The 13533-nt window shown below is 71.2% G+C and carries 13 protein-coding genes; 7 read left to right on the top strand and 6 right to left on the bottom strand.

Going from position 1 to position 13533, the window contains the following annotated elements:
* Both NI17_RS22810 and NI17_RS22805 read right to left on the bottom strand, forming a co-directional pair.
* Nucleotides 1–1506 (bottom strand): hypothetical protein, encoded by a 1506-nt coding sequence (locus NI17_RS22810; protein WP_068687431.1) that lies wholly within the window; start codon nt 1504–1506, stop codon nt 1–3.
* On the bottom strand, nt 1503–2465 hold the full coding sequence (locus NI17_RS22805) for a trypsin-like peptidase domain-containing protein (protein ID WP_068687430.1): 963 nt from the start codon (nt 2463–2465) through the stop codon (nt 1503–1505). Before NI17_RS22805 ends, NI17_RS22810 begins: the two co-directional genes overlap by 4 nt.
* A gap of 260 nt (nt 2466–2725) precedes the next feature.
* On the opposite strand from NI17_RS22805, the gene NI17_RS22800 reads away from it, so the two are divergent.
* Nucleotides 2726–3823 carry a CaiB/BaiF CoA transferase family protein gene (locus tag NI17_RS22800; protein WP_068687429.1) on the top strand — a complete coding sequence of 366 codons (1098 nt, stop codon included), beginning with the start codon at nt 2726–2728 and terminating at the stop codon, nt 3821–3823.
* Between the two features lie 88 nt (nt 3824–3911).
* On the opposite strand, the gene NI17_RS22795 is transcribed toward NI17_RS22800, so the two are convergent.
* Nucleotides 3912–4832, bottom strand: a complete 921-nt coding sequence (locus NI17_RS22795) for a TatD family hydrolase (RefSeq protein ID WP_068687428.1) — start codon at nt 4830–4832, stop codon at nt 3912–3914.
* Between the two features lie 115 nt (nt 4833–4947).
* On the opposite strand from NI17_RS22795, the gene NI17_RS22790 reads away from it, so the two are divergent.
* The 3 genes from NI17_RS22790 to NI17_RS24500 all read left to right on the top strand — a co-directional run bounded on the left by NI17_RS22790 (nt 4948) and on the right by NI17_RS24500 (nt 7140).
* Nucleotides 4948–6258 carry an AAA family ATPase gene (locus NI17_RS22790; protein WP_068687427.1) on the top strand — a complete coding sequence of 437 codons (1311 nt, stop codon included), beginning with the start codon at nt 4948–4950 and terminating at the stop codon, nt 6256–6258.
* Between the two features lie 298 nt (nt 6259–6556).
* A complete protein-coding gene (locus tag NI17_RS22785; protein WP_147416943.1) occupies nt 6557–6904 on the top strand; it encodes a hypothetical protein in 348 nt (115 codons plus the stop codon).
* Nucleotides 6905–7011: 107 nt separating this feature from the next.
* Complete coding sequence (locus NI17_RS24500; RefSeq protein ID WP_267887153.1) at nt 7012–7140, top strand: hypothetical protein; 129 nt, start codon at nt 7012–7014, stop codon at nt 7138–7140.
* Nucleotides 7141–7535: 395 nt separating this feature from the next.
* On the opposite strand, the gene NI17_RS22780 is transcribed toward NI17_RS24500, so the two are convergent.
* Entirely contained in the window at nt 7536–7763 is a 228-nt protein-coding gene (locus NI17_RS22780; protein WP_068687424.1) for a DUF397 domain-containing protein, read from the bottom strand.
* Nucleotides 7760–7984, bottom strand: coding sequence for a Scr1 family TA system antitoxin-like transcriptional regulator (locus NI17_RS24770; protein WP_394326739.1), 225 nt, complete (start codon nt 7982–7984; stop codon nt 7760–7762). The genes NI17_RS22780 and NI17_RS24770 overlap by 4 nt, the downstream gene beginning before the upstream one ends.
* On the opposite strand from NI17_RS24770, the gene NI17_RS22775 reads away from it, so the two are divergent.
* Nucleotides 7928–8188, top strand: a complete 261-nt coding sequence (locus NI17_RS22775) for a hypothetical protein (RefSeq protein ID WP_068687423.1) — start codon at nt 7928–7930, stop codon at nt 8186–8188. The two genes, NI17_RS24770 and NI17_RS22775, sit on opposite strands and share 57 nt — an antisense overlap.
* Nucleotides 8189–8265: 77 nt before the next feature.
* Here the strand turns inward: NI17_RS22775 and metG are convergent, their stop codons facing one another.
* Nucleotides 8266–10083 (bottom strand): methionine--tRNA ligase, encoded by a 1818-nt coding sequence (gene metG / locus NI17_RS22770; protein ID WP_068687422.1) that lies wholly within the window; start codon nt 10081–10083, stop codon nt 8266–8268.
* A gap of 288 nt (nt 10084–10371) precedes the next feature.
* Between metG and NI17_RS22765 the strand changes: the two genes are divergently transcribed.
* Together NI17_RS22765 and secD are read left to right on the top strand one after the other, a co-directional pair.
* Nucleotides 10372–10653: a hypothetical protein gene (locus NI17_RS22765; RefSeq protein ID WP_234401525.1), complete on the top strand. Its 282-nt coding sequence runs from the start codon at nt 10372–10374 to the stop codon at nt 10651–10653.
* A gap of 83 nt (nt 10654–10736) precedes the next feature.
* On the top strand, nt 10737–13481 hold the full coding sequence (gene secD / locus NI17_RS22760; protein ID WP_084012306.1) for a protein translocase subunit SecD: 2745 nt from the start codon (nt 10737–10739) through the stop codon (nt 13479–13481).
* Nucleotides 13482–13533 lie beyond the last annotated feature (52 nt).

Genomic DNA, 13533 nt, shown 5'->3' with positions numbered 1-13533 from the left:
CTACTGGATGTTTCCGGTGGAGAGCATGTCCCCCTGGCCGAGGAATATCTGCTGGCAGTCGTGATGAATCACGGAGAGGGCATAGCTTTCACCGGAACTCTCCCGCTCCTCCGGGGTGCTGTTTCTGGAGCGGGAGACGTACAGGTTCTTCGGTAGGTTCTTGATACCCGCCCTGTACACTCTCTCCCCCTCACACGTGAGAAGCTCGCGGAACCGGGGCCGAAGGTCCCTGCCGTTCTCCGTCCTCTGCCACGCCACCACCGGCACCCCGCAGTACACGGCCGTATGCACCTGGCTTTTCCAGTCGGCGTCGGGGCGTTCGCAGGCGATGAAGGCCACGATACGCTCATCGCCGAGATACTCGGTCATGCTTCTTCCGGGAGGCATGTCGTCCTCCGACGCGCTCTTGGCCAACCCGTGCTCCTCCCCGTCTTCCAGGAGTTGCCAGCGCCGCTCGCAGGAGCCCCGGGCGTACAGGTATTCCTCGTTCTCACCGCGGACGAATTCTCTACTGCGGAGGATTATCTCGTACCGCGAGCCGATCCGCGGCGGATCGACGCCTTCCGGTGCGCTCAGCCGCCAGTGCTGCACGGCGAACCGGAAGAGCAGCGAAAACGGAAATATGAATTCCAGTCGGAATCTCTCATGACTTATCCGTCGCTGCTGCCTCTCCGCTCTGCTGATCAGGGCGGAGACCCGGTGGGGCAGTTCCTGTTCGGTGATCCCGGTCAGCTCCTCGGTGGCGCTGAAGACCGGTTCCGCGCCGACGAGGGGGCGCGTCACCGTCCAGTGGGTGATCCGCAGCCTGTTCGGGTCCGGGTCGGGGACCACCTCGATGAGGAGCCTCGGCGGCGAGTCGTCCGCGACGGACGGCTCCTCCTCCGGTTCCCGCGACGCCTCGCCGAAGAGCGCCTCCCGGTGGGAGAGCCACCGGTGCACGGCCCCGACACCGCCGGCCTCGGACGTCAGCTTCGCGACCCAGTGCAGGAAGACCCCGTCCGGGTTCCTGTTCTGCAGGTCGGGACCGATGTCCCGTAGGTCGAGGTAGGCCTCCCACGCGGTCACGGGTTCGGGGGTCTCGGGTCTCAGCAGCAGGTGCGCCACGGCGCTCTCGTAGGCGTCGTGTATCCGGCCGGTGCAGGGGAGCGCGTGCAGTGCCCGGCGCAGCTCCCGCCATGCCTCCACCCCGTACCGGTCCTCGGGGACCAGGCCGAACAGCTCCCACTCCTCGTCCTCCAGGAGGGGGTCGGCGGCGTCGAACGCGCCCCGCACGGGCAGGGAGTCGTCCTCGAGGTCGCGGATCCAGCGCAGCACCGTCCACAGTCTCCGCTGCCTGACGCACAGGGAGACCAGAATCTCGGCGAAGTCCTTCGCCGCCCCCTCCGTCCTGAGAAGGCCCCTGGTCTGCTCGGGGAGGTACTCCCACAGGATGCTCCGCCGTGTCCCGTCGTACACCGACGGCACGTCGCACAGCGCCTTCACCAGTTTCGCGCGGGCGCGCTTCATTCCCGGTCCAGCAGCGGTCCGGCCGCCTCCCAGACCCGCCGCATCGGCGGACTGCCCTCTTCCAGCAGGTCGAGCGCGGCGACCGCCTCGTGCAGCAGTCCGTGGTCCCGCGCCACCCCGACGAGCCGGGAGGCGAAGAGCCCGGGGGCGAGGTCGACGCGGAGGCTGCGGCGGATCCGGGGGGCGAGGAGGCGGTAGAACTCCCGCCTGGCCTCCGGATCGGCAACCGTGGGCGTCTCGGCCAGGGCGAGGGCGAGGGCGTGCACCGTCCGAGGGCTGTCCCGGAGCGGTTGCGACGGCGGAGCGGAGACGTCGCCGCCCCACACGTTGGGAACGGTCTCGACGGGGATCATCCAGCCGCTCACCCCGAGTCCCCTGTCGTCCTGGTGGGCGTCGCAGACGATGCCGACCAGCGCCCCACCGGGGTCCTCCCGGACACCGCTGCCGCTGAATCCGCCGGTGATCCGGGCGCTCGTCGAGGACCTGATGTCGAACTGGACGTGCTCGTGGTGGCGCCCGCCCCGGCCGATCAGCACCCCGTGGGACCACACCCCGGCGGGCGCCTCGTCGGCGGAGAAGCCCACCATGCTCACCGCGCGCCCCGGCCGGTCGGCGCCGCCGCGGCTCCGGAGCGTGGGCGGGGCGGCCGGGGCCGGGCGGTCGAGCAGCAGCACCGCGGCGTCCCAGGGGGAGCGGTCGACGAACCAGCCGTCGTCGAGGACCGTCGCGGCGGCCTGCCAGGCGCCACCGCCGCGGGGCGCGTCCAGCGCCACCGGTTCCGCGGGGCGCGGCGTACCGGCCTCCTCCCAGGGTCTTCCCAGGGCCGCGCAGACCACGTGGGCGCAGGTGAGGACGTGGCGCGGCGAGACGAGAACCCCGGCGCCCGCCGTATCGCCGTCGAACGTTCGGACGCGCAACTGCCAGTCGGGGGCGGAGGGCACGGTGGAGGGAACGGACACGCCAGCGGATCTCTTTCTGCGTTGCCGCGGGATTGCGGGAGGAAATGGCCGGGAGATTCGCGTTTTTCGGGACCGATGCCGTCACTTGGAGAAATTCTGCTTTCCTGGTAATTCTACCCGCTGTTGTCCTTTCCGAATGGCGTGTCCCACCCGTGGTCCGCGGGAGCACGGCCGCCCCGCCCACGGCCGCTCCCCGCCGGGGAGCACAATGGGAGCGCGTCTTTTTCCAGTTTGGTTCGTCGCACTTCGGAGGCTGCTGCATGGGACCGCTCAACGGGATCCGCGTCGTGGAGTTCGCCGGGATCGGGCCGGGGCCGATGGCGGCCATGCTGCTGTCCGACCTGGGGGCCGATGTCGTCCGGGTGGACCGCCCCGGCTCTCCCGCGCTCGCCCCGGGGGCGCGGCGGCCGCAGATGAGCGCGGGACGCCCGACCCTGGAGGCCGACCTGAAGTCACCGGAGGGGATCGGCTCGGTGCGTGCCGTGGTCGCCGCCGCCGACGTCCTGCTGGAGGGGTTCCGGCCCGGGGTGATGGAACGGCTCGGACTGGGGCCCGAGGAGTGCCTGGCGGCCAACCCGCGGCTGGTGTACGCCCGGATGACCGGCTGGGGCCAGGACGGGCCGCTGGCCCGGCGGGCCGGGCACGACATGAACTACATCTCCCTGAACGGGGCGCTGCACAGCGTGGGCCGCCGGGGGCAGGCCCCCGTTCCGCCGGTCAACCTGCTCGGCGACTTCGGCGGCGGAAGCATGTTCGCGGTCACCGGCATCCTCGCCGCCCTGGTGGAGCGCGGCCGGTCGGGACGGGGCCAGGTGGTGGACGCGGCCATGGTGGACGGCAGCGCCCTGCTGATGTCGATGATGTACGAGGACCGCGCCCAGGGGCTGTGGAGTGACGAGCGCGGCGCCAACTACCTGGACACGGGCGCGCCGTTCTACGACGTCTACGAGTGCGCCGACGGCCGCCACCTGGCGGTGGCCTGTCTGGAGCCGCAGTTCTACGCGGTGTTTCTGGAGCGGACCGGTCTGGACGCGGCCGGACTGCCCGAGCAGTGGAACGCCTCGGGCTGGCCGGTGCTGCGGGAGCGCTTCGCCGCCGTACTGCGCACGCGGACCCGCGACGAGTGGGCGGAGGTCTTCGCCGACACCGACGCGTGCGTGTCGCCCGTACTGAGCATGGCCGAGGCCGCCGACCACCCGCACGTCAGGGCGCGCGGGTCGGTCGTGCGCGACGGCGACGTCGTCTACCCGGGCCCCGCGCCGCGGTTCAGCCGCACCCCCGGCCGGAACACGCGCGCCCCCGGCACGGCGGCGCCCGACCTGGCGGAGACCCTGAAGGAGTGGGGCGTGGACCTCTGAGCCCCGACGTGGTCGTGCTCCCGGAGTTGCCTTCGGCCGTTCCCGGTGGCTCCGGGAGCACGGCCGTGTCCACTTCCGGCGTCGCGGGTCAGGGCAGGTCGAAGGCGCGGCGGGCGTTGGCGGCCACGGCCTCGGCGAGGTCGTCCTCGGCCGTGCCCCTGACCTCGGCCAGGGCGCGCAGGGTGTGCGGGACGAGGTAGGGGGCGTTGGGGCGGCCCCGGTACGGCTTGGGGGTGAGGAACGGCGCGTCGGTCTCGACCAGCAGCAGGTCCGGCGGGGCGACGGCGGCGGCGTCGCGCAGCTGCTGGGCGCTGGCGAAGGTGACGTTGCCCGCGAAGCTCATGTAGTAGCCGCGGTCGGCGCAGACCTTGACCATCTCGGCGTCGCCGGAGAAGCAGTGGAACACCACCCGTTCGGGGGCGCCCTCCTCGGCGAGGACGCGCAGCACGTCGTCGTGGGCGTCGCGGTCGTGGATCATCAGCGCCTTGCCGTGCCTCTTGGCGATGGCGATGTGGGCCCGGAAGGACCGCTCCTGGGCGGCCCGGCCCTCGGGGCCGGTGCGGTAGTGGTCCAGCCCGGTCTCGCCGACGGCGCGCACCCGCTCGTGGGCGGCGAGGGCGTCGATCTCGGCGAGCGCCTCGTCCAGGGCGGCCTCTCCCCCGGCGGGACGCACCGGGTCCCACTCGGTGGCCTCCTCCGCCGTGACGCCGTGCACGATGCGCGGGGCCTCGTTGGGGTGCAGCGCCACGGCCGCCCACACCGTGTCGTGCTCGGTCGCGGCCCGCACCGCCCACCGCGACCCGGGCAGGTCGCAGCCGACCTGCACGAGCGGGGTGATCCCGACCGAGGCGGCCCTGGCCACGATCGCCGCGACGTCGCCGCCCTGCATGTCCATGTGGGTGTGGCAGTCGGGCACCGCCACCCGCAGCGGTTCGGGCAGCGGCGGCGGCTCCGTGCGTGCCCGGTCCCGGTTCTCTCGCTGGCGCTTGCTCTTGCTCACGGAAGGCAAGTCTATGGAGGGTGCGGACTCCCCGCTCTGCGGCGTGGGCCACGGGGCCGGGGCGGAACGCACCTATCCTGGCGGGGTACGGTCCCCCCTCCCCACCCCGTGCTCGGAGCGCTTCTTGTACGTCGCAGAGCTGGCTGTCTCCGGAATCCGCGGGTTCCACGGTGCGCGCAGCGCCGAACTGCGGCTCACCCGCCCCGACGGCGGCCACGCGGGCTGGACGGTGCTGGCGGGACCCAACGGGGCGGGGAAGACGACGCTGCTGCGCGCGCTGGCGTTGGCGCTGGTCGGGCCTACGGTGGGGCGCGGCCTGGTGTCGGACTTCCGGGGCTGGCTGTCGCGGGGGGAGACGGACGGCCGGGTGCGCGCGCTGGTCCGGCCGGACCCGGACTGGGACCGCGGCTCCAGAGGGCGGGATGTGCTGCGGGAGCCGTTCGAGGCCGAACTGTACTGGAGTGACTTCGGCGGCGCCCGGCCGCAGTTCCTCATCGAACCGGACCGGACGGTCCTGCTGGAGAACGGCCCGTGGACGGAGGAGCCCCGGGGCTGGTTCGTCGTCGGCTACGGCCCGTTCCGGCGGCCGGACGGGGGATGGCCGCGGTCGGGGCGGCCGGTGCCCGTGCCGGGGTCGGTGTCCCGGCTCGCCGACCTGTTCGGCGCGGACTCCTCGCTCGCCGAGGGTCTGCGGTGGCTGACCGGCGTCCACCTGGGGTGGCGGGAGGGCTTCGCCGAACTGCCGGGGTTCGTGCTCTCGCTACTCGACGACGGCCTGCTGCCCGACGGGTTCCGGGTGGTGCGGTTGGACGGCGACGGCCTGTGGGTGGCCCGCGGCGGCGAGGAGTTCCCGCTCGGGGAGTTGGGCGACGGCCACCGCGTGGTCGTGGCGCTGGTGGCGGACCTGGTGCGGCACGCCTTCGAGGTGTTCGGCCCCGGGATGGTCGGCGAGCACGGCGGCTCCCCGGCCGTGGTCTGCCCCGGCGTGGTGCTGGTCGACGAGGTCGAGGCGCACCTGCACGCGGGCTGGCAGCGGACCATCGGCGACTGGCTGAAGCGGCACTTCCCCCGCGTCCAGTTCGTCGTGTCCACGCACAGTCCCCACATCTGCCGCAGCGCCGACCCGGGCGGCCTGATCCACCTGCCCGGCGTGGACGAGGACGAACCGCCCCGCGTGGTCTCCGAGGACCTGTACGAGCGGGTGGTCTACGGCAGCGGCGACGACGCGCTACTCACCGAACTGTTCGGGACCGACTCGCCCTACTCGGAACGTGCCGAGGAGAAGCGACGGCGGCTGGCGCGCCTGGAGTCCGCCGTGCTGCGCGGCACTGCCGTTCCCGAAGAGGTGAGCGAGTACGAGCGGTTGAGGAAGACCCTGACGAGTTCGCTCACCGCTCGGGTGGACGAGGTTGCGGGACGGATCAACCGGACCTGACCTGATCCGCATCCGGCGGGTGGGACTGCCCGAACAACTGACCGGGGTTTGATGGCGGGATTCCCGTGGAGGACCGGGTCTGCGGGAACCACGCACGCCCGTCCAGTCCCCCGGCCCACTCCGCACCCCCGCCGGGGGTGTCCCAGCCAGGCCCCGGCCGGGGTATTCCAGTCCAGCCCCCGGTGGCCCGCCACCCCGAACACCCAGGCGGAATACCCCCTCCCCCGACCCTTCCGGAAAGCAACCCGCACCCACCACAGCACCCACCACTCAAACCTCAGTGAGTGACCGGCTGACCATGAGCACAAAAGCGCTACGGAGCGCCGGGGCCACGCCCAAGACGGCGCGGAGCAGGCGGCAGGCGGCGCGGGACGTCCGCAGAGCAGTGCGGGACCTGCTCTCCACGATGGCCACCGGCATCGACCGGTGCATGTACTGCGGCGACAGTCTCGGCACCGACATCGGTCACTCCGAACCCATCGCCGAGACTCCGCCGCGCACCTTCGACTGGTGCGATCACCTGCTCGCCTACTCCCGTTGCAACAGCCACGAGAAGCGCGAACGCTTCCCTCGGGCGGACGGCGGGACCCCACGGCTGGTCGATCCGAGCGTCGAGGACGCTACCTGCTTCTCAGCCTGCTGCTGACCCTCGGGGAGTACGAGGCGCTGTCCGAACGGGGCGAGGCGACCATCGAGGTCTTCGGCCTCAACCGCGCCGCTCTCACGCGGGATCGCGCCGCCGCGTTCGTGTGCATGCGTTCGATCCTGCGCGACCGTCATCTTCCCGGTGCGGCGGCCGTCCTGGGCGATCCCGATGTGGTCGAGGCACTGGCCGACCCGGCCCTGGACTTCTGGGCCTGGTCCCGACGGGCGTGGTCCTGACGGCAGCGGGCACCGGAACGCGGTCGGGCGGCCCACTGTGTCAGGATCAACGAGGTCAGGGCCGGGGTCGGCGGTCGGGTGGCGGTGGTGCTTCGGCCGCGAGGCGCGGCAACCCTGACCGCCGCTCCGGTCCCCGGAGGGACTACCACCGCGGCGCCTCACCTCCCAGCCCCTCCACCACCCAAGCCCCCGGTAAGGCTGCCGGGCCTCCCGGCCGAAGCACACCGGCCGGTTCACCGTCCACCCGAGCCCCGGTCCGTGGCCACCCGCCGCCCCCAACACCGATGATCTTGACGGATGAAGGCTGTGAACTGCGGTTACCGCCCTCTCACGTCAAGGTCACGCCCTCCACACCACCCACCAACTCGCCGCTTGACGTGGCAGCGTCACGTCAATCAGAGGGCTTCGCGCCTGGCGGCGGTGAGGAAGGCGGCCCACTCGGCGATGGGGAACTCCAGATACCCCAGGTGCCGGTGCCGGGTGTCGCGGACGGCCGAGACGTCGGGAGCGGTGGCGACCTCCACACAGGAGCCGCCGGTTCCGCCGCTGTAGGAACTCTTTCGCCATGAGGTGGGAGGGAGAACCGCGTCTTGGAGAGGTCTGGAAGACTCGGCGTTGGTCATGAGAGTTCCTTCATCACCTGCCGGATGAGAGACGAGGTCGCGCTGGGGGCCAAAGCGTCGGCGTGAAGCTGCTCGAACATCCAGGAGTAGCGCTTGAGGTCGTCTTTGCGATCAAGGTAGAGGCTACCGTAGCTGTATTCGATGTAGACGAGGCCGGGTGCGGTGTGCTCGGGGAGCGTGAGCAGCGTGAACCGGCCGACGGCCCGGCCACCACCGACCACATCGCCCACCTGCGCGCCCTGGCCTGCGGCACCCACCGGACCGGCCGGCACTGGCCCGCCCACGCCACCGAGGACTACTACGCCCGCAGACTCCGCACCCCGCTGCGCCGCCGCATCGCCGACGCCCTGTGCGCCGCCGCCCCCGCGCTCGCCTTCGCCGCCGGAAGCCTGCTCACCCTGCTGGCCGCCGGACTCCTGCCCTGACCCCCGAAACGACGCCGCGGCCACTCCCGGCGTTCGGGAGTGGCCGCGGCGTCAGGACCGGACGGAGGGGAGGACCGCTATCCGGCCGCCTCCTCCAGTCGGGCCAGCTCCTCGTCGACCACGGACTGGTCGAGCTTGCGGAACAGCGGCGTCGGCGGCTTCAGCGGGGTGCCGGGCACGATCGGCACCGACTCCCAGCGCGCCTCGTTGTCGGCGTAGTCGCCGGTGATCACCGGATAGGTGGACACGCCCTCCTCGCCGCCGATCGCGTCGGTGACCTCCTCCAGGCGCGGCATGCCCGTCCACGTGCCCTGGCCGCCGAGCATCTCGTGGACCCTGTTCGACGAGGCGGGCAGGAACGGGGTGAGCAGCGTCTTGGCGTCGCTCACCAGTTGGAGGGCGACGTGCAGGACGGTCGCCATCCGCTCCGGGTCGGTCTTCTTCAGCTTCCAGGGCGCCTGGTCGGAGATGTACTTGTTGGCCTCGGCGACCGTGCGCATGGCCTCCTGGAGGGCGGCCTTGAACTGCGACCGGTTCAGCCGCTCGCCCACGGTCGCGAACGCCGCCTTCGAGGTGTCCAGCACCGCGCGGTCGACGTCGGTGAGCTCGCCCGCCTCGGGGATGTGGCCGATGTTCTTGGCCGCCATCGAGATGGACCGGTTGACCAGGTTGCCCCAGGCCGCCACGAGTTCGTCGTTGTTGCGGCGCACGAACTCGGCCCAGGTGAAGTCGGTGTCCTGGGTCTCGGGTCCGGCCGCGATGATGTAGTAGCGCAGCGCGTCGGCGTCGTAGCGCTCCAGGAAGTCGCGCACGTAGATGACGACGCGGCGCGACGAGGAGAACTTGCGGCCCTCCATCGTCAGGAACTCGCTGGAGACCACCTCGGTGGGCAGGTTCAGCGCGCCCAGCGACCCGGGCTCGCCGTCCCTGGCTCCCCTGCCGCTGTAGCCGAGCAGCATGGCGGGCCAGATCTCGGAGTGGAAGACGATGTTGTCCTTGCCCATGAAGTAGAAGGACTCGGCCTCGTCGTTCTGCCACCACCTGCGCCACGCCTCGGGGTCGCCGGTGCGCCTGGCCCACTCGATGGAGGCGGACAGGTATCCGATGACCGCGTCGAACCAGACGTAGAGGCGCTTGTTGGGCTGGTCGCGCCACCCCTCCAGCGGAATCGGCACGCCCCAGTCGAGGTCGCGGGTGATCGCCCTGGGCTGCAGTTCGTCGAGCAGGTTCAGCGAGAACTTCAGGACGTTGGGCCGCCACTGGCCCTGCTTGCTCTTCAGCCACTCGCCGAGGATCTCGGCGAAGGCGGGCAGGTCCAGCATGAAGTGCTCGGTGTCGACGAACTCCGGCGTCTCGCCGTTGATCCTGGACCTCGGGTTGATCAGGTCGATCGGGTCGAGCTGGTTGCCGCAGTTGTCGCACTGGTCCCCGCGCGCGCCGTCGTAGCCGCAGATGGGGCAGGTGCCCTCGACGTAGCGGTCGGGCAGCGTACGGCCCGTGGACGGCGAGATCGCGCCCTTGGTGGTCTTGCCGAAGATGTAGCCGTTGCGGTGCAGACCGGTGAACAGCTCCTGCGCCACCGCGTAGTGGTTGGCGGTCGTGGTGCGGGTGAACAGGTCGTAGGACAGTCCGAGCGCGACGAGGTCCTCGGCGATGATCCGGTTGTAGCGGTCGGCCAGCTCGCGGGCGGTCATGCCCTCCTGGTCGGCCAGCACCTGGATCGGCGTTCCGTGTTCGTCGGTGCCACTGACCATGAGCACGTCGTTGCCGGACATTCGCTGGAAGCGCGCGAAGACGTCGGAGGGGACCCCGAACCCGGAAACATGCCCGATGTGGCGGGGGCCGTTGGCGTAGGGCCAGGCCACCGCAGTCAGAATGTGGCGTTTCGACGACATGCCTCAAGCCTAGAGCCAAGCCGGGCGGTCTTCATCCGCCCACCCGCCGGGAACCGCTCCGCCTGCGGTTCCTCCCGGGTGGGAACGTCCGGAATCGGTGCTCGTCTGCCCGTCTCTTTTCTTCTGTCACACGGATAGGGTGTGTGTCCGTAACTTCACTGTCCGTTCGTCACGCGTTGGAAGAAGGTGGTCACCACGGTCTCCCGTGTTCTGGCCGCTGTTCTGGCCGTGCTGTTGGCGGTCGGGCAGTCTCCGTCGGCGCCGAAGCCGAGGACGGGGAGCGGGTCCGTGCCCGCCACCGCGGTCGCCGTCGCGAAGCCGTGGCCGCACGCGGTGGTCAAACCCGCCAACGACTCCACCGCCGTCTCCCTGGCGCTGGCCAAGTGGCACGGGAAGCAGGCCGCCTCCCCGCGCGACCTGCCCGACGGGTACGCGCCGTCCCCGGTGTCGGTCCCGGTTCCGGGAAGCGCGTGGCGGGTGTCCCCGTCGGCGTCCGCTCCCGTCCCCGTCTCCGGCGCGCTCGTCGGCCTGCCCCCGGTTCGGGCTCCGCCACTCACGACGCTCGTGTGAGCACCCCCGACGGCGCGCGGTTCCCCCCGTGCCGCCGCACTCCCCCTTTCTTTCCCCTTCAGAGTCGTGAGAGGTAGTCCGTCTTGACCAGTTCACCAGGGTCCGGAGCGCGCTGGCTGCGTGCGCTCATATCCCTGCTCATCATGGCCGGCGCGTTCGCCGCCGGCTGGTTCATGAAGCCGACGCTGGGGCTCGACCTCAGCGGCGGCACCCAGATCATCCTGGAGACCCGGGACGCCGACGACGGGACCGAGGCCACCGCCGAGAACACCGACCGGGTCGTCGAGGTGCTGCGCAACCGGATCGACTCCCTCGGTGTCAGCGAGGCGACGCTGTCCCGTTCCGGGGAGAACCGGATCATCGTCGAGCTTCCCGGTGTCCAGGACCCCACCGAGGCCGCCGAGGTGCTCGGCCAGACCGCCCAGTTGACCATCCACCCGGTGCTGGGGATGCAGCAGGACGCCGGCACGGGCGGGATGTTCGGCGACTTCGGCAACGCGCCCGCCGACGAGGCCAACGCCCCCGCCGACGGCACCGAAGAGGCCCCCGCCGAGGACGAGGGCGCCGAGGAGGCCCCCGCCGAGGGTGAGGGCGCCGAGCAGGCTCCCGAGCAGCCGTCCGCCCAGCCCGCCAACCCCGAGGACGTCGCGCTGACGCTCGCCGACGAGTCCGGCGCCATGCTGCAGCTCGGTGAGGCCGCGCTCACCGGCGAGCAGGTCGCCAGCGCCGAGGCCGCGCTCAACGAACTGCAGACCGAGTGGATGGTCAACGTCGAGTTCAGGGGCGACGGCCGCGACGCCTGGCAGGAGCTGACCGGCGACGCCGCCTGCAACCCGTCGGGCGACCCGAAGCGGCGCATCGCGATCGTGCTGGACAACGAGATCATCTCCTCGCCCGAGGTCGACGCGACCGACGTCGCCTGCGACGTGGGCATGTCCGGCGGACGCACCTCCATCACCGGTGGCTTCGACAGCGAGACCGCCAACGAACTGGCCCTGCTGATCGAGGGCGGTTCGCTGCCGCTGCCGGTCGAGGAGGTGCAGCGCCAGACGGTCGGCCCGACCCTGGGCGCCGAGGCCATCCGGGCCAGCTTCATCGCCGGTCTCATCGGTGTCGCGCTGACCGCCGTCTACATCAGCGTCACCTACCGCTTCGCGGGCTTCCTCGCCTCCATCGCGCTGCTGTGCTACACCGTCATCGCCTACGCGGCGCTGGTGGCGCTGGGGGCGACGCTCACCCTGCCCGGTCTGGCCGGTTTCGTGCTGGCCATCGGCATGGCGATCGACGCCAACGTGCTGATCTTCGAGCGGGCGCGTGAGGAGTACCAGCGGCAGGACAAGGTCTACCAGGCCAACAAGTCGGCGGGCATGGCGGACGCCACCGAGAAGGAGCAGGACGAGGCCGCGGCCGGGGTGCTGACCCGGCGTCGGCGGCGCGCGATCCCGCCGAACCTGCTCAAGGCGTTCACGACCGGTTCGCAGAAGGCGTGGAGCGCCGTTCTGGACACCAACGTCACCACGCTCATCGCGGCGGTCCTGCTGTTCTTCTTCGCGTCGGGCACCGTCCAGGGCTTCGGCGTGACGCTGGGGCTGGGCACGATCGCGTCGATGATCTCGGCGCTGCTCATCGCCCGCGTGCTGATGGAGTGGGCGGTCTCCCGGTCCACCCCGGCGCGTCGGCTGTGGCTCGTCGGTGTGGCGGCGCTGGCCGTGGCGCTGGTGGCGGTGCTGTCCGACGGCCTGAGCCTGGACAACCCGCTGCTGCTCGTGTCGGGCGCGCTGGGTGTGCTGGCGGTGTCGGTGGCGGTCGTCCCGCTGATCGTGCGGAAGTTCCCCGCCAGCAGCGGTATCGCCCGGACCAGCATGATCCGCAGGTGGCTGGTGGCGACCAACCCGGACCTGATGAAGCGCAGCTCGCTGTGGCTGGGTGTCACCGCGGCCGTCGCGCTGGTGGCGATCCTCGGCCTGTTCGTGCGTTCGCCGAACTTCGGTGTGGAGTTCACCGGCGGCCGGTCGATGAACTTCTCCGTCACCGAGTCGCTCAGCGCCGACCAGGCGCGGGAGATCGTCGCGGACGCGGGCTACCCCGAGGCGGTGGTCCAGGAGGTCGAGGACGGCGACATCTCGGTGCGCACCGGGCAGATCTCCGACGGCGAGGCCGCCCAGATCGAGGAGGCGCTCGCCGAGGAGGGCGGCACGGTCCAGCGGATCAGTGACGAGAAGATCGGCCCGAGCATGGGCGACGAGCTTCGCAACAAGGCGCTGATCGCGTTGATCGCGGCGCTGGTGCTGCAGATGGCGTATCTGGCGTGGCGGTTCCGCTGGTCCTTCGGCGTGTCCACGATGGCGGCGCTGGCCTTCGACATCGTGCTGGTGGTGGGCCTGTTCGCGTGGCTGGGCAAGCCGATCGACGGCGTGTTCCTCGCCGCGGTGCTGAGCATCATCGGTTTCTCGGTGAACGACTCGGTGGTGGTGTTCGACCGGGTGCGTGACGAGTGGGCGCACAACCCGAAGGGGTCGTTCCGCTCGATCGCGAACACGGCGATCCTGCACACGCTGCCCCGCACGGTGAACTCCGGTATGGGCGGCCTGTTCATCCTGGCCGCTCTGGCGGTGTTCGGCGGGTCCTCGCTCACCGACTTCTCGATCGCGATGCTGGTGGGCCTGGTCTCCGGCATGTTCTCCACGGTCTTCGTGGCGGTGCCGCTGGCGATCTGGTTGCAGCGGTTCGACAGGACGCCGCCGCCGCACGTGGTCAAGGAGCGCAAGACCAAGCAGCGCAAGGAGCTGCGGGTCGCCCGCGAGAAGACCGACGGCGCGGTGGTGTAGTCGGGAGGCGCCGACTCCCGGCGGGGGCGCGATCCGTGGCGGACCGCGCCCC

It is taken from the genome of Thermobifida halotolerans (genome assembly GCF_003574835.2).
Classification (GTDB): Bacteria; Actinomycetota; Actinomycetes; order Streptosporangiales; family Streptosporangiaceae; genus Thermobifida; species Thermobifida halotolerans.
The sequence above is the reverse complement of the archived record's forward strand: the minus strand, read 5'-3'. Positions and strand labels throughout refer to the sequence as shown.

Excerpts from the sequence above, each read along its gene's own strand:
- NI17_RS22810 (WP_068687431.1), bottom strand. The coding sequence starts at position 1,506 with ATGAAGCGCGCCCGCGCGAAACTGGTGAAGGCGCTGTGCGACGTGCCG.
- NI17_RS22800 (WP_068687429.1), top strand. The coding sequence starts at position 2,726 with ATGGGACCGCTCAACGGGATCCGCGTCGTGGAGTTCGCCGGGATCGGG.
- NI17_RS22785 (WP_147416943.1), top strand. The coding sequence starts at position 6,557 with ATGAGCACAAAAGCGCTACGGAGCGCCGGGGCCACGCCCAAGACGGCG.
- NI17_RS24500 (WP_267887153.1), top strand. The coding sequence starts at position 7,012 with ATGCGTTCGATCCTGCGCGACCGTCATCTTCCCGGTGCGGCGGCCGTC.
- NI17_RS22780 (WP_068687424.1), bottom strand. The coding sequence starts at position 7,763 with ATGACCAACGCCGAGTCTTCCAGACCTCTCCAAGACGCGGTTCTCCCT.
- metG (WP_068687422.1), bottom strand. The coding sequence starts at position 10,083 with ATGTCGTCGAAACGCCACATTCTGACTGCGGTGGCCTGGCCCTACGCC.